Below are 23,599 nucleotides of genomic sequence, written 5' to 3' on the forward strand. Positions count from 1 at the left end.
TGCACTATTATAGCAAAATCAGGCAGAAATGAAATTTCAAACTGCCTGATTTTTGGGATTTTTTTAAGCTCAGTAGAATTTACTTCTGCACTGGAATTTACTTTTTCAATTTAGCTTTTCAAAATATATGTTCTAAAATACAACTCTTAAGCGCTATAGGCAAAAGTGTAGGTTTCGGGATTTATGGCATAAGCTTTGAGCATGGAAATCTCTGAGAAAGCCGGAATTTAATCCCAAATCTTAGATTTACCATCTCTTCATGCAAAAGCGGTAAAGGGATTTCCTTCCCAAAAGAACGCAAACTGCCACGGAAAATCCCAGTAAAAACAAGAAGAAAAGAATCTGAACCGACAAAGCTCTCTCATGATGTAGGAAATAGCTGTAGCCCCCCATCTTTAGAAACAAATCTCGGAAGGGGCGATGGAAGAGATAAATCACTAAAGAATATTTTCCCCAAAGAGAAAGATCGCTCTTCAAATTTTCTAAAACTTCAGTAAGTCCATATTTGCCTCCCAAAGCTCCGGTAATGCCAAGCTTCCGGCTCCAAACGCCGACAATGCTCGACTTCCTTCCTAAGATTTTCTTGTGTAAAGGATACTTTCCCCAAAAAGAGAGGATCCAATAGAAAGAATAGGAAATTCCCAAAGCAAAAGGAATATATAAAACACGAAGCAGGATAGGAAAACTTTGAAAAAAGGGAAGAATCTCCTCCTTGCTCACCCTTCTGTACCATACCCCATAGAAAATTCGGGTATAGTTTTTTAGACTAGGGAAATACAGGAGGAAAAGAAGCAGGGAAGTTCCCCCAAAAAAGGCAAGGCCATCTCTTCTTTTCTTCCAAGAAAAAGAGGATTGGGAAAGGAGCATCCCCAAATAGAAAAAGGGTGCAAAGCCGAAGACCCGATCCAGTGCCAGGAAATCCACCAGTCTTCGGTTTTGGTCAAGATATCCTGCAAACAAGGAAAGAAGAATCAGAAGGAAAAGATAGTATTTTTCTCCCCTATCCTCCGGATTCCCTCCCTTTCCGATATAGACCTTATTTCGTTTAAAAAAGCAAAGGGGAAGGCAGGCGAACTGCCAAAAGAAAAGCCCCAAAAGATACCAGGGGGTAGAGGATTCATGGAGATAATCCGGGAAGTCTCCCTGCCCTCCGTAGCAAAATACATCAAAGGGATAGAGCAGGGTTTTTAAGAAAAAATAGCAGAGAAAATAATACAGTAAGTTAGAAAAAAGAGAGGAAGCCTTTCTTCCCCTCTTTACAAAGCTTTGTTGAAAAAAGTATCCGGACAGGAAGATAAAGGCAGGCATATGAAAGCTGTATATCCCGTAAAAACTCCGGGAAAACAGCGCCATGTCGCTATCTTTTATCGGCAGGAGAAAATGTCCAAGCACCACAAGGAAGATTAAAAAGCCCTTGTATCGGTCCAATTCCTCAACTCTCTCCCCTGCCATACTGTCCTTTCTTGTACTGCGAACATAAGTGCTTTTGTTACTGCTATTTACAGTGCTACTACTCCGCTCTCTCTGCTATTCCGAATACCGCTCTATTCTTTAAGCAAAAATCGGTGCTACCGCCTTTGCATACTTCTCTTTGACTGCCTTGGCCTCTTCCTTATTCTTTCCTAAGGTGGTGTAGTAAGCCTTAATCTTCGGCTCTGTTCCGGAGGGGCGCACAATAATGCTGGAGCCGTCCTCCAAGTGGTAAATCAAAACATTTGCCTTAGGAAGCCCTGTCTTCTCTGTATCCAGATAGTCCACACATTCCTTTACCTTGGTGCCGGCAAAATCCTTTGGACTTTCCTTTCGTAAGGAATCCATAATGCCCTGCATCTTATCCATGCCGGAAAGTCCCGGGAAGGAGAAGCTGTCCACGGAATTCAGATAATAACCGTGCTGTGCATAAATCTGCTCCAAACGCTCCTTTATGGAAGAGCCGTTTTTCCGGTAATAAGCCGCCATCTCGCAAATCAGCATGGAAGCCACCACCGCGTCCTTATCCCGCACTGCGGTGCCGGACAGATAGCCATAGCTTTCCTCGAAGCCGAAAATGAAGCGATTTTCCTCTCCCTTTTCCTCCAAAAGCTTAATCTGCTCTCCAATCCACTTAAATCCGGTAAGGGTGTGGCGAAGCTCGATGCCGTAATACTCTGCCACCTTATCCGCAAGGGGGGTACTCACAATGGACTTTACCGCCACCGGTCTTTCCGGAAGGGTTCCCTCCTCCTTACGGCCTTTCGCAATGTAATCTAAAAGCAAAACGCCCATTTCATTTCCGGATACTAATTCATAGCTTCCGTCCTGACAACGCATGGCGATGCCCACACGGTCTGCATCCGGGTCTGTAGCCAACATCAGGTCTGCATTTTTCTCCTTAGCCAAGGCAAGTCCCTTCTCCAGGGCTGCAAAAATCTCAGGATTTGGGTAGGGGCAGGTGGTAAAGTAGCCGTTAGGATACTCCTGCTCCGGAACGATGCTAACATCCTCGATACCCATTTCCTTGAAAATGCGGGTTACCGGCTCTAAACCGGTACCATTCAGGGGAGAGTATACCAGAGTCAGTCCTGCATCCTTGCAAAGTCCCGGATGCACCTGCTGGGAAAGTACATATTTATAGAAGGCTTCCTTACAATCTTCCCCTACAAAACGAATAAGCCCTTCATCCACCGCCTTGGCAAACTCCATGGTCTTATAACCGGTAAGTACATCGGTTTCCTGTATCTTTGCATAAACCTTTCCTGCGGCCTCATCTGTCATCTGGCATCCGTCACTGCCGTAAGCCTTATAGCCGTTGTACTCTGCAGGGTTGTGGGAAGCGGTCAGCATAATACCCGCACTGCAATGATAGTATCTGGTGGCAAAGGACAAAGCCGGCACCGGCATCAAAGCATCATACATCCGAACGGTAATGCCGTTTGCCGCCAAAACCTTTGCCGCTTCCTTGGCAAAGGTCCAGCCCTTCAAACGGGAGTCGTAGCTGATGGCTACCAGCTTCTCCAGCTTCTCCTCTAAGATGTATCTGGCCAAGCCCTCTGTAGCCTGACGCACCACGAAAAGATTCATTCTGTTGGTGCCCGCTCCCAGGGTTCCTCGAATTCCCGCGGTACCGAACTCCAAAGCTCTTGCAAAATGCTCTTTGATTTCTTCCTCCTGCCCTGCCATGCATTGCAGCTCTCTCTTTAAATCAAAGTCCTCTAACTCCGCTGCCATCCAGCGCTGATACTCTTTTTGATAATCCTGCATCTTCTTCGTCCTTTCTGCATTCTGCTTTTTTTATTGCTCTACTTTACCATGGAAGACAGAGAAGAGGCAAGAATATCGTATAGAAATGATGGAGCCAAATGATATCGCCCAAAGGTATAGAAATGATATCGTCCTGAATCTTTCTCCACAGGACATCTCTATAGAATGTCCCCCTATAGGACGTCTCTCTATAGAACATCTCTCCATAAAACACCTCTCTATAAAACACCTCTCCATAAAACACCTCTCCATAAAACACCTCTCCATAAAACACCTCTCCATAAAAATCTCTTGTTCTTCTATAAAAACTGTTTATACAAGAACAGTATACAAAAATCATCTCTCTATTGTTAGCTAATGCTAACCATTATATAATATTAAATAGCTCATTATCTATGATTCTACCATTTCATATAGCAAACGCTAACAATACTTAGGAGGCCTCCATGAACGTTTACAAAAAAGTATTTCGCTACGTTCCGGAAAAAACTGTACCGGGAATCCTTTCTATCCTGACTTCCCTCCTTTCCGGAGTGATTCTGGTCTACGCCTATATGCTCCTCTACTTCTTTCTGGAAAACCTAATCCTTTTCCGAGACGAAGGGCAGAGCTATATCTTGAGTCTAAAAATCGTACTTGCGCTTACCCTGGCAGGACTTTGCTATCTCTTCTCCGGTGTCTTATCCCACATCTTTGCCTTCCGTCTGGAGACGAATCTCCGAAAAAAAGGGATTGAGGGCTTGGCATCCGCTTCATTTCGTTTTTATGACCTGCACTCTTCCGGCTATATTCGAAAAACCATTGACAGCAATGCAGAGAAAACCCATCAGGCAGTGGCCCATATGATTCCGGACAGTGCTCAGGCCTTTCTTGTGCCTCTCCTCAGCTTGGCTCTTGGCTTCTTTGTGAGTCTTCGGGTGGGCATAATTCTTCTGCTTCTTGTTCTTATTAGCGGCTTCTTCCTACAGAAAATGATGGGTGGAAGCCAATTTATGAGCTTGTATCAGGAATCCTTAAACCATCTCAGTGCAGAAACAGTGGAATACGTTCGGGGCATTCAGGTCGTAAAGCTCTTCGGAAACCGCCTGCAAAGCTTCAAAGCCATGAAAGAGGCCATTGAAAGCTATGCAAAGTACGCCTATGAATACAGTTTAAGCTGTAAAACTCCCTATGTTCTCTACCAATGGATCTTTTTAGGCTTAATTCCTATTCTGTCGATTCCCCTGTCCTTTCTCCTCGTAAAAGAACCCCATCCTGAAAAACTAATCATCGATTTGATTATGATTTTCTTTCTGGACGGCGTCATCATGGTGGCTTTCATGAAAATCATGTGGTCCGGCATGTACATTTTTAATGCAAACTTTGCCATCGATGAAATGGAAAAGCTCTACAAGGCAATGCAGGAGGACAGCCTCCAATACGGCAGGGAAGAAAAGTTTCAAAATTACAGTATGGAGTTCCAAAATGTAGATTTTTCCTACGGAGACAAGAAGGTTTTAGAAGGTCTTTCCTTCCGCTTGGAAGAGGGAAAAAGCTATGCCCTTGTGGGGCACTCCGGTTCGGGAAAATCCACCATTGCAAAGCTTTTTTCCGGTTTCTACAAAGTGGATAAAGGACAGATTCGAATCGGGGATCTCCCCATTGAAAACTACAGCAAGAATGCCCTTTGTAAGGCCATCTCCTTCGTTTTCCAGGACAGCAAGCTTTTCCATAAGACGATTTATGAAAATGTGCTGTTAGGAAAGCCGGATGCTACTCCGGAAGAAGTTCATCACGCTTTGGATCTGGCAGGTTGCAGGGAAATTCTGGAGCGTTTTCCCGAGAAAGAAAATACCTTGATCGGTGCAAAAGGCGTTTACCTTTCCGGTGGCGAAAAGCAGAGAATCGCCATTGCTAGAGCCATCTTAAAGGATGCTCCCATCGTGATTCTGGACGAAGCCAGTGCCTCCATCGATGCAGATCAGGAGTATGCCCTGCAAAATGCTTTTAAGAATCTGATTCAGGGGAAAACCGTGATTATGATTGCCCACCGCCTTTCCAGTATTCAGGGCTTACATGAAATACTGGTTTTGGAAGAGGGAAAGATTGTGGAACGGGGAAATAGTAAAGAGCTTCTGCAAAAAGACAGTCGTTATAAAAAGCTCTGGGCGCTTTATCAAACTACGGAAGATTGGAGGATAAACAAATGATGAATTGGTTCAAAAAACAGTTCTCCCTTACGGAGCAGGGCGCAAAAAACCTGCAAAAAGCCAGCCTCTACTGCTTTCTTACTTACTGCATCAATATGGGCCCCGTTATGCTTTTACTGTATATCGCGAAGCTCCTTCTGGAAAATGCAGGTAGGAAAGCCTTCACACCATGGGAGCTGATTGTTCCGGCTCTCATAATCCTGTTCTTCCTCTACCTCCTGCTTTCCAAGGAATATGTCTGTCTCTATAACGCGACCTACAAAGAATCGGCGAATCTGAGAAAGAACATTGCAGAAACCCTGGCAGACCTGTCCATTGCCTATTTTTCCCGGCATGACTTAAGCGATTTGTCGGAAAGCATTATGTCTGACGTAGAGAGGATTGAACACGCCTTAAGCCATTCTGTTCCCAAAATCGTAGCCATGTTTTTCTTCTTCCCGATTATGGGAATCCTGATGTGCTTCTCAAACTGGAAGCTGTCCCTCGCCACCCTTCTCCCTACGATTTTCAGTTTTCTTTTAGTGCCCTTATCCAGAAAGCTCGTGCTACAAAACAATCAGAAGTACTATCATCTTTTGCGGGAAAATGCGGAAGCTTTCCAGGAACACATCGACCTGCATCAGGAAATCAGCAGCTTTCTCCCTGACAGGGAGGTTAAAGAAGCCTTATTTCAAAAAATGGACCTGCAAGAAAAGCTCCACCTAAAGACGGAAATGGGCTCCTTTGTCGTCATGGGATGCTCTTCCATTTTTGCTTTCTTAAGTGTGGCTACGGTGATTTTTGTCGGTTTCCCGCTCTATCAAAACGGCAGTATTTCCATCCTCTACTTCTTAGGATTTATCATCGCCTCCATGAAATTAAAGGAAATCTTCGACATTTCCAAGGAAAGCCTGATGGAGATCTTCTATATCGCACCGGCGGTGCAGCGCATCTCCGAAATCAAGGCGGCAAAGAAGCAGGAAGGAGTGAGCACAGCGCTTTCCGACTTCTCCATTGACTTTCAGGATGTGTCCTTCTCCTACAATGAAGACAGGACGATTCTAAAAGACGTCTCCATGTCGGTAAAGGAAGGAGAACTTTTCGCTTTAGTAGGCCCCTCCGGCTGCGGAAAAACCACCATTTTACGCTTACTCTCCAGACTTTATGATGCAAAGTCCGGAAAGATTTTCATCGGTGGAAAGGATTTACAAAACACAGCCACCGACTCCATTTTCCAAAAAATCGCCATGGTCTTTCAGGAAGTGAACCTCTTTAATACCACCATTCTGGAAAATATCCGTCTGGGAAGAGAGGATGCCACGGAGGAGGAAGTGCGGGAAGCGGCACGTCTTGCCAACTGCCTGGACTTTATCGAGAAGCTTCCCGATGGCTTCCAAACAAGAATCGGAGAAAATGGCGCAGAGCTCTCCGGCGGAGAAAGACAGCGGCTTTCAATCGCCAGAGCCTTTCTAAAGGATGCTCCTATACTCCTCTTAGATGAAATTGCCGCAAATCTGGATATTGATAACGAAAGAAAAATTCAGGAAAGCCTCAGCAGCTTAATCCGCGGAAAAAACCGAACTGTCATCCTTATTTCCCACCGCTTAAAGTCCATCGAGAAAGCAGACCGTATCTTGGTGCTGTCCTCCGGAGAGGTGGATGCGGTGGGTACCCACGAAGAACTGCTGGAGTGCTCCAAAGTCTATCGGAATCTGGTAGAAAAGAGCCGGCTTGCAGAGGAATTCAGCTATTAAAACCGTATCGAGAAAAGTCCAAGACCTTATAAGCCGAATTCCGAAATATTCGGAACAAAGGATAAAGAAGCTTTTCGTTATAAAAGGAGATTTACCTTATGAATAGAAATAAACTGACCATTAAAGACCTGGTGTCTATCGGCGTTTTTGCCGTGATTTACTTTATCTGTATGTTTGCCGTCGGCATGATGGGCGTCGTTCCGATTTTGTATCTTGTCTACCCTGCTGCCTACGCGCTTATCGGCGGGCCTATCGTTATGCTCTTTATGGCAAAGGTGAATAAACCCTTCGGACTTCTCATTTTCGGCATGATTACCCCCTGTATCATGTTCCTATTCGGACATACCTTTGTGGTGCCCCTCTTCTCCCTTCTTTTCTGCCTCCTTGCAGAAGGCATCCGGCGGATGGGAAACTATCAGTCCGGCTCTGCCACGATGCTAAGTTATGCGGTCTTTAGTCTCTGGCCCTGCAATTCCCTTCTACAAATGATTCTTCTGAAAGAGCGCTATATGGAGATGGTTATCAAAGAAATGGGAGAGAATTACGGAAATGCCATTGAAAAGCTGCTTAGCGCGCAAAATATGGCTATCGTTTATGTCTGCACCTTCCTTTTCGGCCTTCTCGGCGCCTTTCTCGGAAGAAAGCTATTGAAGAAGCATTTTGAAAAAGCGGGAATTGTATAGCAAGACGGAGTAGAACAATGCAAGAAAAAAACAGCTTCAAAGCGACAATCAAAGAAAAAACCTGGGAGGAAAAGCGGAATCCCTTTAATCCAAACCCGATTAGCAAGCTTCTCGTTTTACTGTTTTTGGGCTTCACGATCATGCACTATCTGCCCTTTTACGGAGAATGGGCAGTGGTGCTTCTCTTTTCCGTCTTCTTCCTTCTGAACGGTTTTCGAAGAACTGCGCTGTTCACCCCTCTTGTTTTTGCCGCACTCTGCTTTATTCCGGGATACTCTGCACAGTATTTTATGCCGCCTCCCTTACGCATCCTCTTTTCCTTCCTTTATCTTTTTCACCTGCTTTTTTTGCCCTATCTTGCAGGGAGCTTTTTCATGAGGACTTCGGATGTGGGCGCCATCTTAAGCTCCATGGATTTTCTTCATATCCCCCAATGCATTTCCATCCCTATAGCCGTGATGTTCCGTTTTTTTCCCGCCTTCACGGAAGAGAAGAAAGCCATTAAACGAGCTATGAAAATTCGGGGAATTCAGACCTGGAATCCGATGCAGAATCTGCTCTATGTTTCCATTCCGCTCCTCATCATTTCCGCGAACATTGCGGAGGATATTGCGAAGGCGGCGGAGTGCAAATGCATTGAGAATCCTGTCAAAAAGACGCGCTACAATACGGTTCGTCTGCAAATCGTGGACGCTGTTTTTCTATTTTCAATCCTGCTGATACTGGGGCTAAGCTATTTTGGAGTTCACTTACTACACTATTGACGGTAAAAAGGAGTTTTTATGCTTGCTTTCAAAAATTTTTCTTTATCCTACGGGGAGAATACCCCGGTGCTACAGGACATAACCCTCACGATAAAAGAGGGGGAATGTCTGCTTCTTACGGGAGAAAGCGGCAGTGGGAAATCCTCCCTGATTCATGCCGTAAACGGTCTGGCTTATCAGTACTACAACGGAAAAAGCAGGGGAAAAGTCCTTTTTCAGGGAGAAGACTTGTCTTCCCTTCCCATTTACAAAATCGCCCTACGGATTGCCACCGTTTTTCAAAATCCGAAAACCCATTTTTTCAATATCAACACCACAAGAGAATTGCTCTTCACCATGGAAAATATGGGACTGAACCGAGCGGAAATGGACAGGCGAATGGAAGATCTTCTCTCCATTTTCCCCATTGAAAAACTGCTTGGGCGAAATATCTTCGCCTTATCCGGAGGTGAAAAGCAGATTCTTGCCCTTGCTTCCGCCTACCTCTCCGGCTGTCCCTTCCTTGTTCTGGACGAGCCCTCTTCCAACCTGGATGAAGGCTCCATTGCCGTTCTAAAAACCATGCTCCATACCCTGAAAGAAAAAGGGATGTCGATTCTTGTGGCTGAGCATCGCCTTTACTATCTGATGGACTTAGTTGACCGGGTGGCCTTTTTAGAAAAGGGAAGACTCAGCAAGTTATTTTCCCGGGAGGATTTTCTGGCGCTTCCGGAGGAAAATATTAAATCCATGGGGCTTCGCGCAAGAACGAAACCAAGCCTTTCTCTTCCGGAATGGAAAAATGAAGGAGCGCTAAGATATTATAAGGAAGAAGGCTATGCCTCTTTTTCCTTTGGAAAAATTTACGGCATTGTGGGAGAAAATGGAATTGGCAAATCCACCTTCCTTCGTAAACTCAGCGGCTTGGAGAATGAAAGAGGAAGTCATTTCTCCCTTTACGAAAAAGAACTCTCAAAAAGACAACGTCTTGCCCTTTCCGCTATGGTTATGCAGGACGTGAATCAGCAATTGTTCGGAGACTCCGTGGAAGAAGAGATGGAACTGGGGAAATGTGGTAAGGCGCCAAAAGAAGAACTCCTCAACGCACTGGGACTTTCCGCGCTAAAAGACCGCCATCCCATGAGTCTTTCCGGCGGTCAGAAACAACGTCTTGCCCTTGCCGCAACCCTCTATCAGGAGGCAAAGCTTTTCTTTTTTGATGAACCTACCAGCGGCATGGATCAGAAAAATATGCTTCGTATCGCCAGCCTCTTAAAGTCTGCCATTCGAGAGGATCGAATCTTCTTCATTGTGTCTCACGACTATGCCTTTTTACAGGAGGTGGCGGATGAGGTGGTGGAAATCAGTTTGCTAAATCCTTCTTTACAGCGAGTGAAAGCATAGCCATTTACAATCATATCCGCCTCATTGGCTATTTTATGAATATCATTCATCCAGCATCAACTTGCCCTTTTGGGCTTTATCTTTTAAACGCTTCATCTGTTCTTTTTCTATCTGTTGAATGCTTTTCTCCGGAACAGGCAAATCTTCCGGCATCGTGCCACCAATTTTTTCAATAGCACTTCTGACTTCTTTTCCCACTGTATAGTGAACCTTTGTTGCTGCTTCTGCACCTTCAACTTTGTCTTTCCTCAGTTTTTCTTCTGTCTGTGAAATTCTAAATAAATTAGCAATCAATTCGGTACTTCCCATATAATCCAAGATTTTTTGTCTTGCTGTCAATCCTTTTCTATCATGTATATCTTCTACATCTAACCCACCATACAATCCCATATACCCTGCATTCTGGAATATAGCAAATTCTTCGTTTGTGATAACTCCTGCATCATGTGCTGTTTCTACCAGAAGTTGATTCCATTGTTTAATATCACCACGAACGACAAGTCTTCTTCTATCTTCATCAAGCTGATTAAAATGGTCTGCTATTTCTTGACGATATGTTTGTATAGCAAAATAGGTCTGTCCAAATGCAATAACCTCTTTTCTAGGATCTCCATTTTGCATAATCAAATAGCAAGCATATCTCGTAAGCTCATAATCTTTTATAGACTTACTTGTAGCACCTGCTTCTACGATTTTGCTGACCTCAGCAAAATCGTATGCTACTTCATGACCACTGCTCTCACACGCAATCATTGCTCTATCAATGACTTTTTGAAAATTTCTCCACTGAGAATAATCAAGTACATCAGCAAGTTCCCTTGCACTCCAATACTCACTCCCATCTTTTCGCATGTACTTAATATCTTCAAACTTCCTATATTCTTTTTCTTTTAAATTTGGCATAAAATTCTCCTATCCAATCGGACACAAAACCTTCCAAAATCATTGAAACCACTTACTGCCACTTAATTCCTCCGAAACATTTTCTAATTCCCCCTGAACTCTGGAATCTTTTGTATCCTTCAATGAGGCGTACAGGGAAAGCTTATCTACTATTCCGTTTTCACAAAGCTTCACCGGATCATAGTTCCACAATTCCACTTTGCATATCTCTGAAGACTTTTCCCATCCCGGCTCATCAACAATTTCAAATTTATCTATAATTCTGCTTTTCTTAAAACAGGCATACGCAGCTATTTCGGGTGGATTTATCATACTAATTTCAGATAAAGCAAAATCCGAAGCCTTTGGAAGTCTTATCACATCTTCTGTTTTTCTCACATAGATTACATCACGAACAGGGCTGGAAAGGGCTGAACCAGCAATATTAAGCAATTCTTTTGAATCAAATGCAAGCCCCACCTCGACACTTCTTCCTTTTCTTTTCTCTGCAATAAATCCTCTGGAAACAAGCTCTTTTGTACCTCTTGTTACATAGACGGGATCCAGCCCAAGTATTACCGCCAATTCTTTCTTCGTATAATCAGCTTTTTTATTATATACCAGATAAAGCAAAATAAGCTGCGCATTGGCTGTTAATTGCAGTAAGGCACTTCCTTCCGCCCCGGTAAACTTCTTACTGAAAAGGATTCCTAAAAACGGCAAATAAATCTGCGCAGGAATCATCATAAAGGGGATGTGATGCTTCACGTATGCATTCCTGTTATTCTTTGTAAGCGTTTCAAAGCAGAAAGCAACCGGTACGCCAAATTTCTCTTCATATAGCAGCTTTTCTTTATAAAGTACCCTACTGTCAATCGCAGAAGGAAGCTTTATAATATAAAAGCCAAACTGCTCATATTGTGCTTTATATATCTTTCTTCCCGTAGTTAGGTATCTGGGCAGTCCATTCTTTTCTTTATGTTCAGATATTGCAAAGGATAAAGCAAATACCCTTTCTAATTCTTTCTCAATCATCATAATTACGCCTGAATAATCTATTATTTATAAAATGTAATAATTTATATATATGTAATTATAAATCTTGTATGACTATGTTTCAACCATTGAATTTCTTAATTTCAGTTTAGCGAAAGTAAAGAAGAAAATCCCTGCCCAAAGCCCCACTGCCGTGCTATACTGGAGAAGTCAGAATACAAGAAGGAGCGTAAAGCAATGACTCTTACAAAAATGGAATGTCCCAACTGTCACGGCACCTTGCATATTCCGGAGGGAATGAAGGAAGGCTTCGTTACCTGTGAATATTGTAAAACCAAGGTCTACATCGAGCCTAGCAAGCCGAATATCACCCAGAACATTCATATTGATAATGTTAATTTGGGACAGCAGAAAAGCGCTCCTCCGGCAAGGCAGGAACTCAATGCCGTACAGACGCTTGTTCTCATGGGTACAATACTATCTGCCATCTTAATACTTTTCGTCAGCAATACATTTCGTGCGCCTCATAAAAGCGTAAGTCTGACTACGGCGAAGTTTCGAACTGTGCCGGAGGATGAAACCGTAAAAAGCTTCGTAGAAACGGCCTTCGGAAAGAGCTTGAAGGATATTACAAGGGAGGATTACAACTCTCTTGCTTTCCTGTCCATTCATAAAGCCAGCAAGGCCGGTTCCGACCAAACGGAGAAGTGGCAGTTTGACTATGCAAAGTCTATGAATGAGGATGGCACAGCCAAGGACCCGGAAACGCTTTATTTTCCTATCACTGATACCATTGATGAAGCGGATATGCAGGTTTTTACAGGCCTAGTTAAGCTCTCCCTTGGATATCAGGTGCACTTCGACTATAGTGCCAACTCCGATGCGAATACCCTGAAGAGTCTGACCAATCTCCGCTATTTTTCCGGAGAATATGAGGATTTCCGAACTCTCGCAAAGCTTTTCGCGAATCCCGAACAGATTCTTGGACTCTACAACATTACTCTGGACGATGATGCTACCGGTGATTCCTACTCCGGCGAGGATGCAGAAGGGGAAGATCAGGACGCGCCCTTTAAAGCATTTTCTTCTCTGGAAGAGCTCACCCTTCATATCGATGATGACTATACGAAGGGGCTTCTGTTCCTTCGAAACTTTCCAAAGCTCAAGACGCTTGCTCTGGAGCTTAATGCGGACAAAAGCCCCATGGATCTTTCTCCCCTTTCCTCTTTAAGCAGCCTAAACAGTCTGGACCTCTTGGGAACAGGAGATAGTTCCGTGGAAAATGTTGCCGTACTTTCCGGTATGCCCCAGCTGGAGCGGCTCTCCTTACGGAATTTAAAGGATGTAAAGGACTTGAACTTCGTGCAAAACATGCCGAAATTAAAATCCCTAAGTTTAGTAGACCTTTCAATTTTGAATCTGGACGGCTTATCGGGACATCTTTCCTTAAACAGCCTCTCCATTGACTGCTCTTCCCTGGAAAATGTTAATGCTCTTAGTACCCTCAGTTCTTTACAGACGCTTTCCTTCGGGTATCACACGTATCAGCTTCCTGATTTACACGGCTTAAGCGCCTTGGAAAATGTGAACTGCTATTCCCTGGATCGGGATTCCATTGCCCACATGCCTTCCATAAAGACGCTGACAATCCATAACTATAGTATTGAATACAGTGCAGATTTTCTGCAGGGAATGAATGCATTAACGGATTTAACCATTGTGGGAAACGGCATTATCGGTGCAGTGCAGCCGGACTTGGGACCTGTCCTTCGGACCCTTCCCGCTCTTACACATCTGGAATTCCAGGATTTGCCCTTTGATAAATATACGGATTATACCCAAACTTTTACAAATAACGGGGCCAAAGAGCTTATTTTCTCTCCGAACAAAAGTCGCTCATCCAGTGACTATCCTGTTCTTCCCGTTTCTCTAAGCCACATGGAGGACGACAACACGGTGGAGAGCCTGACCCTCACAAACGCAACACTCAAGAATTTGGACGATGAATCGGATGATTTTTCCACTAATGCAAAGTCTTTCCTCTCTCATTACAAGGCCTTAAAGAGTCTGAATATCAGTGACAATAAACTGCAAAGCTTGGATTGCCTGGAAGGTCTGACTACCCTGGAGGAGCTGGATTTCTCAAATAACTATATCTCCGACATTTCCGTTCTTCGGAATCTTCCCAACCTAAAGAAGGTGAAAATGAGCGGAAACCCCATCGTAAATGCGGAGCTGCTGCCGGATGGTGTGGAAGTAATGAAATAAGCGAATACTCCAAGAGCCACTGAAGTCTCCCTTCAGTGGCTCCGGTTTTCCTATGCATGGATAGCCATTAATCCACCTCTATCAAATTATGTTCCTCTAATGTGCTCTTTCCTGAACGTACACTCTCGATAATTGGGGATTATTATTTTTTATCCGTATGAATCTTACGTTTTAGATGATAGATTACTTTATAATTATCTCTTAAAAAATAGCAATATTGCTATAATTTAATGCATGTGGTATTCTTTTCTACAGAAGCCAAATGTGAACTTGTAAAACAATATATGAGGAGAAAAATGAGAAAAAGAGCAAAAAAAGCATTGGCATTACTTCTGGCATTATCTTGCAGCTTTTCTACCTATGTTTCTGCAGCAACTATCGCAAATGAGACGGTACTGTCTGAAGGAATAAAGCAAAGTTTTCCGGAAGAAAAGAGTACAAGTTCTTCTGAAAATGTGATGGAAGAAAATGCACTTGAAGAAAACGTAATGGAAAAAAATGTAGTCGAAGAAAAACATGAAGTCGAAAAAGAAATTACAGAAAGAGAGTCTGAGGCTACCGAAGAGAACGCATTTTATGCCGAAAAAGCACTTTCCGGTGTGCTTATTACGGTGCAGGCTGATTCCGGGGTATTTCCAAAGGACGCGACTTTACGAGTAAGAAAGCTCTCTAAAGTTGAGGAACAGAAGGTGGATTCCGCTGTAAAAGAGAAGCTTCAGGAGAATCAGGAAAATCTTCTTCAGAGCATGATTTTTGATATCTCGGTGCTCAATCAGGAAGGAGAAGAAGTGCAGCCGGATACTGCAAAAGGGGAAGTGAAGGTTCAATTTTCCAATATTCCCTTTTTACAGGAAGATGCGGAAAAACAGATTTCCGTGTTTCATCTGGATAGTGTTGATGCAACTGCAGAGAAGTTAGAGACAGAAAAAATAGAGGAGAAAGAAAATGCAGTAGAAGTATCGGCGGAGCATTTCTCTTTATTTGCTGTTTCTTTGGTTAAAAAAGAAAATACTTTTTCGGATACGGTAGCGGTGGAGTTAGGAGACACAATCAGTCTTTATAAACTGCTTAGGCAGGATGTTTTGCGTTGTGAAGCGATGAAAGAGACGGATCCCGCTGCTGTTCGTCTAAAGCATGACGGAGATGGGCAGGTCGCCATTGAGGCCTTGCACGAAGGAACAGCCAGATTACTTATAACCATAAAAGATGACCTGGGGGAGAAAAAAAAAGAATACCGGATTATCGTACAGAAAGCATCTCTTAGTGGAAGAGCAGGGAAGGAGATTGAATATAGTTTAACAGGCCCCGAAAATGATATGACTCTGACACTACGGGGAAGAGGGGAAACGGATGCATTTGAACTGGCTCCCTGGGAGCCCTATAGGAATAAGATTCGGAGAGTCATTATAGAAGAAGGGATAGAAAAGTTGCATGTGGAGATGGAAGCCTTTGGCAGCATGGAACATCTGGAGACGGTGAGCCTTCCTTCTACCCTGAAGGAAATACCGGACCATGCCTTTTATCATTCAGAAAACTTAGGAGATGTCACCATTCCTGCTTCCGTACGGAGGATTGGAGAGAAGGCATTCTACAAGTCTAAAGGAAATGGAAAGAAAAATGCGATTATCAATCATTCTCCGGTATTTATGAGTGAAAAAGGAAGCATGCAGTATAATCCCGCGTTTACTTCCGTACAGCAAACTGCCGGGGAAGAAGAACAGGAAGTAAAAAAGTGGAATATTTCCATGAAAAAGGTGAATTTTTATACACTTCCGGAAATCAACAAATGTTTCTTTGAGCTGGAGACGGAAGGGAATGAATATGCAAACTTTTATCTGTATACGACAGAAGATCCAAGTGAAGTAGTTACCATAAAGAATTTTACCGATAACAGCGGAAGTTTCAATAGAGACCTGAGACTGATCTTTTTTTCAAGCGGAAACGGATGGCGGCTTCCCGGAACAAATAAGAAATTTACTTCTTATCTATTTGATTTTAGGAATACAGACCTATTTTCCTTTTTACCGGGGCACACCTACTATTGTACATTTTTAATGAATCCGGGAGGCAGCACCAAACCATATAGTGAGACGCAATTGTTGCAAAAAGTGGTTACCGTGTCGGATGAGGCGCGCTTACCCCGCACCGACGGGAATTTTAGCTGGCAATTAACAGGAGAAAAGAACCCCTATACGCTTACAATAGAAGGTAACGGGCGGATGCAGGGTCTTACTGCAAACGGAGAACTTCGCTCATGGAATAAGCTCTTGCATGCTCTCGGAAGACAAGCACATCTGGAATTAAAGGGGAATATTACAGCACTGGATCCCCATGCCTTGGAAGGTATCACTTACATTAAGAAGGGTTTAGTGTTGCCGGATTCTATCGTAGAAATAGGGGATTCTGTTTTTTATAAAAAATCGATAGGAGGCAATCTTGTCTTCCCGAAGAATTTAAAGAAAATAGGGAATTCCGCTTTTCGTAATCTTTCTTACAAGGGAGATTTATCCTTGCCGGATGGACTGGAAAGTATCGGGGAAAGTGCTTTCCGTGACTTGAAAGAGGCGAATACCCTCACGATTCCCTCCTCCGTTACAGCTATCGGGACAGGCGCTTTCTATAAAGATCAGATGAGCTATAAGGGAAAGAATCGTATAGAAAATCACTCTTCCGTGAAAATTGGTACACGATATGTGAACCCGCTTTTTACGGACTACAAGCCGGATGATTCCGGAGAAGCACCGATTCCGTCTTATTCCGGAAGTGGCAATGGCGGCTCTGGCAGAGGCGGTAGTTCCGGAGGTAGTGGCGGTTCCGGAGGAGGAAGCAGTTCAAGCGGTAACAGCGGGACACCGATGGTTTTAGGGGCAGACCGCAATCTGCCATTCAATGTAAACTGGCAAAGAGACGCAAAAGGCTGGTGGATTCTGAACCCGGATGGAACGTATCCGAAGGCACAGTGGTTATGGATGAATAATCGTTGGTACTATTTTAATCAAGAAGGCTATATGTTTACCGGCTGGCTTTTCTATAACAATGCCTGGTATTATTTTGAAGAAAAGGAAGGCAGTGAACAGGGAAAGATGAGCCTTGGCTGGAAGGAGATTCGCGGCTTCTGGTATTACTTCAGTGAAGAGGTCGGTGCGGAAAATGGCAAGATGCGTACCGGTTGGCAGGAGCTTAAAAGTAAGTGGTACTATCTGAACCCTCAGGCCGGAGCGGATAACGGAAAGATGCTTTTCAATACCAAGGTTGAGGGTTATCCCCTTGGCCCGGATGGTGCTTGGCAGACAGCGTAGGCAGATTATGAAAATCCTTATTGCTATAGATTCCTTTAAAGGAAGCCTCTCCTCTAAAGAAGCGGGCGAGGCCATAAAAAGCGGTATTTTACGGGTAGTTCCTGATGCTGATGTTGTAATTTCTCCTCTGGCAGACGGAGGAGAAGGCACCGTGGAAACGCTGGTGGAAGCTTTAGGGGGAAGCTTGGAAACAGTCCGGGTAAAAGGGCCATTGTTTCAAGAGGTGGAAGCTCATTACGGTATTCTAACAGAGTTAGAGAAATCCCAGGCGGAAACAGAATCGAATACCCACTGGGAAACACTGACTAAAATCTACTCTAAGACACACTCGGACACATATCCGAAAACAAAATTTTCCCCAAAGGATGGGAAGCTTGCTGTCATGGAAATGTCCCAAGCTTCCGGCATTACCTTAGTTTCTCCGGAGGAAAGAAATCCGCTGAAAACCAGTAGCTACGGTGTGGGCGAAATGATTTTAGATGCCTACCACAAGGGATGCAGACGCTTTTTAATCGGCATCGGCGGCTCCGCCACAAATGACGGTGGAATCGGAATGTTAAGCGCCTTAGGCTTTCGTTTTACGAAGGAAGACGGAGAAGAAATTCTCCCTATCGGAGAAGGACTGAAAGACTTGGCCGGGATAGAAAATACTTCTGTACCGGAGGGTTTATTACAGTGCTCCTTTCAGATTGCCTGCGATGTGGAAAATCCTCTTTACGGTGAAAATGGAGCCAGCCTGATCTATGGTTTCCAAAAGGGTGGAAACAAGGAAATGCTTTCCCAAATGGATCTTTGGATGAAGCATTATAGTGAGCTTGTAAAAGACCATAACCCTGCTGCCAATTCGGAAGCTCCCGGATCCGGAGCTGCGGGAGGCCTGGGCTTTGCCTTTCGCAGTTTTCTTCAGGGCGAATTAAAGTCCGGAGTTTCCTTGATTTTGGAAGAAACCGGGTTTTCCGAGAAAATGCAGGGAGCTGATTTAGTGATTACGGGAGAAGGAAGGCTGGACGAACAATCCGCCATGGGAAAGGCACCAATCGGTGTAGCAAAGCTGGCTAAAGAACAGGGAATTCCGGTGATAGCCTTTGCAGGAGCCGTTACAGAAGGAGCAAAAGCCTGCAACCAAGCCGGAATAGATGCCTACTTCCCCATCCTGCGAGAAATCACCACTTTAGAAGACGCCATGGAAAAAGAAACTGCCAAGAAGAACTTGGCAGATACTGTGGAACAGGTGATGCGGCTCTACCGCCTACAGCATAAAAAGTAATAGAAAAAAGACGCTGTAAGAATCACAATAATTTTGATTCTTTCAGCCTCTTTTTTTATGCCTAAGCGATGCCTAGACGAAGACGATGACATCCTGTTCTGAATCATCTTTTGGGGATCTCTTTCCGGTTTAAAAAAGAGAACTGCGAACAGTGCAATACTTAGGCTAGCTTTTCAGCAGGATTGCTTTGGAATACGGGGCAATCTGAGCCCACGGGTTCTTAGCTTTTGTCTTATAAAAGCTTAGAACCCCTGTGAGGCGAGGTTAGCGGGAGCGTGCCCCGATTCCAAAGCGATCCTGCGAAAAGCGCTTAAAGCTAGCTGACTCTTCGCATTTCTCTATTTAAACTATTTCTTCTTCGGCATGGAATGTACCGCTTCTCCGAATACATCCTCCAAAGCCTCTCCCACTCCTTCATTGTAGGTTGGGTGAGCTCTCATAGCCTTCAGCAGCTGCTCTACGGTAAATCCGTTTGCTACGGCATTGCCGAATTCTCCAATCATATCGGTTGCTCTTGCGCACATCATCTGTACGCCCACAACTGCATGGCTCTTGCTGTCGGACAGAATCTTGATAAATCCGCGCTCTTCCTTGGAAATCATGGATTTTCCGTTTCCGCTCATCATGAACTTACCAACATTGATTTCTAAGCCCTGCTCCTTGGCGATAGCTTCCGTAATTCCAACGGAGGCGATTTCCGGTGAGGTATAAACGCAACCGGGCACCACATTTAAATCAATGCTTCTCTTGTGTCCCGCCAGCTCCTCCAGGAGGCAAATGCCCTGTGCGGAAGCAAGGTGGGCAAGCTGTAAGCCCTTAATCAGGTCTCCGATGGCATAAACATTGTCCATGGAGGTCTTGAAGTGCTCGTCTACCACTACTCGACCTCTCTCCATTTCCAGTTCAACCCCTTCTCCGAAGAGTCCCTGGGTATTGGGCACACGGCCTACTGCGCAAAGCACATACTGGGATGTTACTTTTACCGGCTCATCCTTCTCTGTATAGAAGCAAGAAACGCCCTCAGCATCTTTTTCAACCTTCTCCACCTTTACGGAAGTATGGATGTCGATACCTCTCTTCTTTAAAATCAGCTTTAAGTTCTGAGAGATATCCTTATCCATGTTAGCCAGGATACTGGGAAGAGCCTCCAGAATGGTAACCTTGGTTCCTAAGGCGGCGAAAATGGAGGCAAACTCCACACCGATTACTCCTCCGCCAATGATGCTTAAGCTCTTGGGCACTTCCTGCAACTGGAAGAGCTCATCACTGGTTAATACCCCTTCACTATCCAGGCCCGGAATCGGTACTAAGGCCGGCTTGGATCCTACAGCCAAAATCACATGCTTCGCCTGATAATTTCCGGCTCCTTCTCCACCGCTTACGGTAACGGAGCCATCCTTTTCCAGCGTTCCCAAGCCCTTCAAGTAATCAATGCCGTTGGACTTAAAGAGCTGCTCTACTCCGCCTACCAGCTTGTCAATAATATCCTGCTTGTATTCCAAAATCTTGCCGTAGTCATAGGAAATGCCCTCTGCAAAGATGCCGTACTCCTTTGCATTTTGCATTTCTCTGTAAAGCTCTGTGGCATGAACCATGGCCTTTGTAGGAATACAGCCTCTGTTTAAGCAGGTTCCTCCCACTCTGTCCTTCTCTACCACAGCTGTCTTAAAGCCCAGCTTTGCAGACTTTAATGCCGCTACATATCCACCGGGACCGGCTCCTATGATAATCACATCATAACTCATAATTCTTACTCTCCTAATATTTGCTGTCTCACAAGGTTCTCAGAGCAATACCGGCTTAGCTTTCTTTCGCTATTTACCTTAATTTCTCTCTCCCTTAGCGCCCATTTATCTTCTTAGCAAGAAGAGCTGTTACATAAAGAATCCTTCCAAGAAGAACCGGAGCTTTGGCTTGTTCCAAGAAAGCTTTTTCTCTTCCAAACAAGGCTCTTACTCACCCTCTCCTTTATCTTTATATAACAGCTCTCTAATCATCGACTTTATTTTACTTTCTTTCGAAATGATGTATCGACTTTTTTGCCTTTATCTCCACTCATAGTGAAGCATCAGTTCTTTTTGCTATTACTTCCACTCATAGTGAAGCATCAGTTCTTTTTGCCTTTACTTCCACTCATAGCGAAGTACCGGCTCTCTTGCTGCCTTTACTTCATCCAATCTTCCTACCGGAGTAGTTACAGGAGCATCATGAAGCGCCTGTGGATTGGTCTGAGCTTCCTCATAAAGCTTTCTGAAAACAGCTACAGCATCATCCAAAGTTTCCTTAGACTCTGTCTCTGTAGGCTCAATCATCAAAGCTTCATGAACGATAAGCGGGAAGTACATTGTGGGCGGATGCATTCCGTTATCCAACAGAGCTTTGGCAACGTCCATTGCAGAAACCCCTGTCTTTTGCTTAAGATCCTCTAAGCTCATAACGAACTCATGCATACAAATCTGATCATAAGCCATGGTATAGAGATCCTTCAGCTTATTCATCATGTAGTTGGCATTCAGCACCGCATTCTTACTAGCCTGTGGAATTCCTTCTTTTCCTAAGGTCTTGATGTAAGTTAAAGCTCTTACCACAACCAGGAAGTTTCCGTAGAAGGCCTTCATGTCTCCGATAGACTTTGGAGCCTTCACAAACTTCTTTACTGCATCTCCGTCAACCAGATATCCGGGCATGAAATCAGCAAGAAGCTTCTTACATCCAACAACTCCACTTCCGGGGCCTCCGCCGCCGTGAGGAGTAGAGAATGTTTTATGAAGATTCAAGTGAATAACGTCAAATCCCATGTCTCCGGGACGAACAACGCCCATGATAGCGTTTAAGTTAGCACCGTCATAATAGTTTAATCCGCCGCAATCATGGATTAACTTGGTAATCTCTAAGATATTTTCATCGAAAATACCTACGGTATTGGGGTTGGTCAGCATCAAGCCGGCAACATCATCCCCTAAAACTGCCTTGAATTTCTCCATATCTACACAGCCGTGCTCATTGGAAGGAATGGTTACCACCTTGTAGCCTGCCATGGTAGCGGTTGCGGGATTGGTTCCGTGAGCCGCATCAGGAATAATAATCTTATTTCTCTTAAAATCCCCTCTGCTCTCATGGTAAGCCTTAATCAGCATGATTCCGGTAAACTCACCGTGAGCACCTGCTGCAGGCTGAACCGTTAAACGATCCATACCGGTTACTTCACAAAGAAGCGTTTCAATTTCCTGGATTACGGAAAGGCAACCCTGTACGGTATGCTCCGGCTGCAAGGGATGAACCTCTGCAAAACCGGGTAAAGATGCCATATCATCATTAATCTTCGGATTGTACTTCATGGTGCAGGAACCTAAAGGATAGAAGCCGTCATTTACACCTCTACACTTTTTAGCAAGCTCTGTGTAATGTCTGCTGATTTCTGTCTCTGACAGCTCCGGCAAATGTAATTCAGCCTTTCTTTGATCCTTTGCAGGAACATCTACCACTTCCACATCACAGGGAGGGAACAAACTGCAATGTCTGCCGGATTTGCTTTTCTCGAAAATAAGCATTACTTCACCTCCTTTAAGATTTCTACTACACGGTCCATGGAAGCCTTATCATTAACTTCCGTACAGCACCATAGAATTCTCTTATCATCCAGAGGATATCCGCCAAGGATACCTTCCTTCTCTAAAGCATCCAATGCCTTCTTAGAGGATAAGTCGGACTCTGTTACGAATTCATTGAAGAAATCCGCCTTATACTGTGGCTTAAAGCCGATCTTTTCTAATTCCTTGGCCAAATAATGAGCCTTGGAGGTAGAAAGACTTGCCGCTTCCTTTAAGCCTTCCTTACCTACTGCTGCAAGGTAAACGCCAACAGCTAAAGCACAAAGTGCCTGGTTGGAACATACGTTACTGGAAGCCTTTTCTCTACGGATATGCTGCTCTCTGGCCTGCAGAGTCAATACATAACCGGTTCTTCCCTGATGATCCTCTGTAGCTCCTACGATTCTTCCGGGAAGATTTCTCTTCATCGCATCAGTGGATGCCATGAATCCAAGGTAAGGTCCTCCGAAAGCAATGGGAAGTCCTAAAGGCTGTCCGTCACCAACCGCAACATCCGCTCCATACTCTCTGGGAGTCTTAAGAACACCAAGAGAAATGGGATTTACGCTCATAGCAAACTTTGCCCCTGCCTCATGAGCAATCTCTCCAATCTTCTCTGCATCCTCCAGATTGCCGTAGAAATTCGGATGCTGGATGAAAACTACAGCAGATTCCGCATCTGCCTTAGCCTTCAAAGCCTCCAAGTCTGTCACACCGTCCTTCTCCGGAATAATCTCTACCTGCATACCATTACCATGGCAATAGGTCTTGATGGTTGAAATCGTGTCCGGATGCATCAGAGCGGAAATCAAAGCCTTGCTTCTCTTTCTCTCTCTGCACATTGCTACTGCCTCAGCCGCAGCCTCAGCCCCGTCATAAACGGAAGCATTGGATACGTCCATGCCGGTCAAGTCGCAAATCATGGTCTGATATTCAAAAATAGATTGTAAAATACCTTGGCTGGTCTCTGCCTGATACGGGGTATATGCCGTCAAGAAATTCTCTTTACCAATCACGCTCTTTACGATAGAGGGAATAAAATGACGGTATGCTCCGGCACCTCTGAAGATAACCGGGAACACTACGTTTTTGTCCGCCAATGCAGACATATCTCTACGTACTTCCAACTCGGATAAACCGGCAGGAATAGAAAGCTCACCTTTTAATTTTACTTCCTGTGGAATATCTCTAAACAGATCATCAAAGGAAGAAAAACCGCTTTCCTGCAGCATCGCCTTCTGCTCCGCCTCTGTATTGGGAATGTATTTTCCCATAATCCACCACCTTTCTTTCGGTTAGGGTCTT

At 44.4% G+C, this 23,599-nt stretch carries 15 protein-coding genes and 1 pseudogene; 8 read left to right on the forward strand and 8 right to left on the reverse strand.

The features are described from left to right. Positions 1-246: 246 nt before the first annotated feature. Together RYO92_RS08270 and RYO92_RS08275 are read right to left on the reverse strand one after the other, a co-directional pair. On the reverse strand, positions 247-1,452 hold the full coding sequence (locus RYO92_RS08270; protein WP_315370079.1) for an acyltransferase family protein: 1,206 nt from the start codon (positions 1,450-1,452) through the stop codon (positions 247-249). 99 nt (positions 1,453-1,551) lie between these two features. After that, the gene (locus RYO92_RS08275) at positions 1,552-3,240 is read right to left on the reverse strand and encodes a phospho-sugar mutase (protein WP_315370080.1); all 1,689 of its coding nucleotides are present in this window, start codon (positions 3,238-3,240) and stop codon (positions 1,552-1,554) included. Between the two features lie 446 nt (positions 3,241-3,686). Between RYO92_RS08275 and RYO92_RS08280 the strand changes: the two genes are divergently transcribed. From RYO92_RS08280 to RYO92_RS08300, 5 genes are all read left to right on the forward strand, one after another. Continuing rightward, entirely contained in the window at positions 3,687-5,429 is a 1,743-nt protein-coding gene (locus RYO92_RS08280; RefSeq protein WP_315370081.1) for an ABC transporter ATP-binding protein, read from the forward strand. Continuing rightward, on the forward strand, positions 5,426-7,162 hold the full coding sequence (locus RYO92_RS08285; protein ID WP_315370082.1) for an ABC transporter ATP-binding protein: 1,737 nt from the start codon (positions 5,426-5,428) through the stop codon (positions 7,160-7,162). The genes RYO92_RS08280 and RYO92_RS08285 overlap by 4 nt, the downstream gene beginning before the upstream one ends. 98 nt (positions 7,163-7,260) lie before the next feature. Further along, the gene (locus RYO92_RS08290; RefSeq protein WP_315370083.1) at positions 7,261-7,845 is read left to right on the forward strand and encodes an MptD family putative ECF transporter S component; all 585 of its coding nucleotides are present in this window, start codon (positions 7,261-7,263) and stop codon (positions 7,843-7,845) included. A gap of 17 nt (positions 7,846-7,862) precedes the next feature. Then, entirely contained in the window at positions 7,863-8,609 is a 747-nt protein-coding gene (locus tag RYO92_RS08295) for an energy-coupling factor transporter transmembrane component T family protein (RefSeq protein ID WP_315370084.1), read from the forward strand. A gap of 18 nt (positions 8,610-8,627) precedes the next feature. Continuing rightward, positions 8,628-9,992: an ABC transporter ATP-binding protein gene (locus RYO92_RS08300; protein ID WP_315370085.1), complete on the forward strand. Its 1,365-nt coding sequence runs from the start codon at positions 8,628-8,630 to the stop codon at positions 9,990-9,992. Here RYO92_RS08300 and RYO92_RS11245 read toward each other — a convergent pair. The 3 genes and pseudogenes from RYO92_RS11245 to RYO92_RS08310 form a co-directional block, all read right to left on the reverse strand. Continuing rightward, a pseudogene (locus RYO92_RS11245) lies at positions 9,992-10,042 on the reverse strand (hypothetical protein); the annotation flags it as partial. The gene RYO92_RS08300 and the pseudogene RYO92_RS11245 overlap by 1 nt on opposite strands. Further along, positions 10,035-10,895 (reverse strand): DNA damage-inducible protein D, encoded by an 861-nt coding sequence (gene dinD, locus RYO92_RS08305; protein ID WP_314344313.1) that lies wholly within the window; start codon positions 10,893-10,895, stop codon positions 10,035-10,037. The gene dinD and the pseudogene RYO92_RS11245, both read right to left, overlap by 8 nt. A gap of 39 nt (positions 10,896-10,934) precedes the next feature. Further along, complete coding sequence (locus tag RYO92_RS08310; protein WP_315370086.1) at positions 10,935-11,912, reverse strand: hypothetical protein; 978 nt, start codon at positions 11,910-11,912, stop codon at positions 10,935-10,937. A 195-nt stretch (positions 11,913-12,107) separates the two neighbouring features. Between RYO92_RS08310 and RYO92_RS08315 the strand changes: the two genes are divergently transcribed. The 3 genes from RYO92_RS08315 to RYO92_RS08325 all read left to right on the forward strand — a co-directional run bounded on the left by RYO92_RS08315 (position 12,108) and on the right by RYO92_RS08325 (position 18,704). Then, positions 12,108-14,138 (forward strand): leucine-rich repeat domain-containing protein, encoded by a 2,031-nt coding sequence (locus tag RYO92_RS08315; protein WP_308578875.1) that lies wholly within the window; start codon positions 12,108-12,110, stop codon positions 14,136-14,138. Positions 14,139-14,434: 296 nt separating this feature from the next. Further along, positions 14,435-17,437, forward strand: coding sequence for a leucine-rich repeat protein (locus tag RYO92_RS08320; RefSeq protein WP_315370087.1), 3,003 nt, complete (start codon positions 14,435-14,437; stop codon positions 17,435-17,437). A 7-nt stretch (positions 17,438-17,444) separates the two neighbouring features. After that, positions 17,445-18,704 carry a glycerate kinase gene (locus RYO92_RS08325; protein ID WP_315370088.1) on the forward strand — a complete coding sequence of 420 codons (1,260 nt, stop codon included), beginning with the start codon at positions 17,445-17,447 and terminating at the stop codon, positions 18,702-18,704. A gap of 347 nt (positions 18,705-19,051) precedes the next feature. Here the strand turns inward: RYO92_RS08325 and lpdA are convergent, their stop codons facing one another. From lpdA to gcvPA, 3 genes are all read right to left on the reverse strand, one after another. After that, positions 19,052-20,449 (reverse strand): dihydrolipoyl dehydrogenase, encoded by a 1,398-nt coding sequence (gene lpdA, locus RYO92_RS08330; RefSeq protein WP_315370089.1) that lies wholly within the window; start codon positions 20,447-20,449, stop codon positions 19,052-19,054. Between the two features lie 378 nt (positions 20,450-20,827). Continuing rightward, on the reverse strand, positions 20,828-22,255 hold the full coding sequence (gene gcvPB / locus RYO92_RS08335; protein ID WP_315370090.1) for an aminomethyl-transferring glycine dehydrogenase subunit GcvPB: 1,428 nt from the start codon (positions 22,253-22,255) through the stop codon (positions 20,828-20,830). Beyond that, a complete protein-coding gene (gcvPA, locus tag RYO92_RS08340) occupies positions 22,255-23,568 on the reverse strand; it encodes an aminomethyl-transferring glycine dehydrogenase subunit GcvPA (RefSeq protein ID WP_315370091.1) in 1,314 nt (437 codons plus the stop codon). The genes gcvPB and gcvPA overlap by 1 nt, the downstream gene beginning before the upstream one ends. Positions 23,569-23,599 lie beyond the last annotated feature (31 nt).

Origin of the sequence: Oribacterium sinus (assembly GCF_963553175.1) — a bacterium.
GTDB lineage: Bacteria > Bacillota > Clostridia > Lachnospirales > Lachnospiraceae > Oribacterium > Oribacterium sinus_B.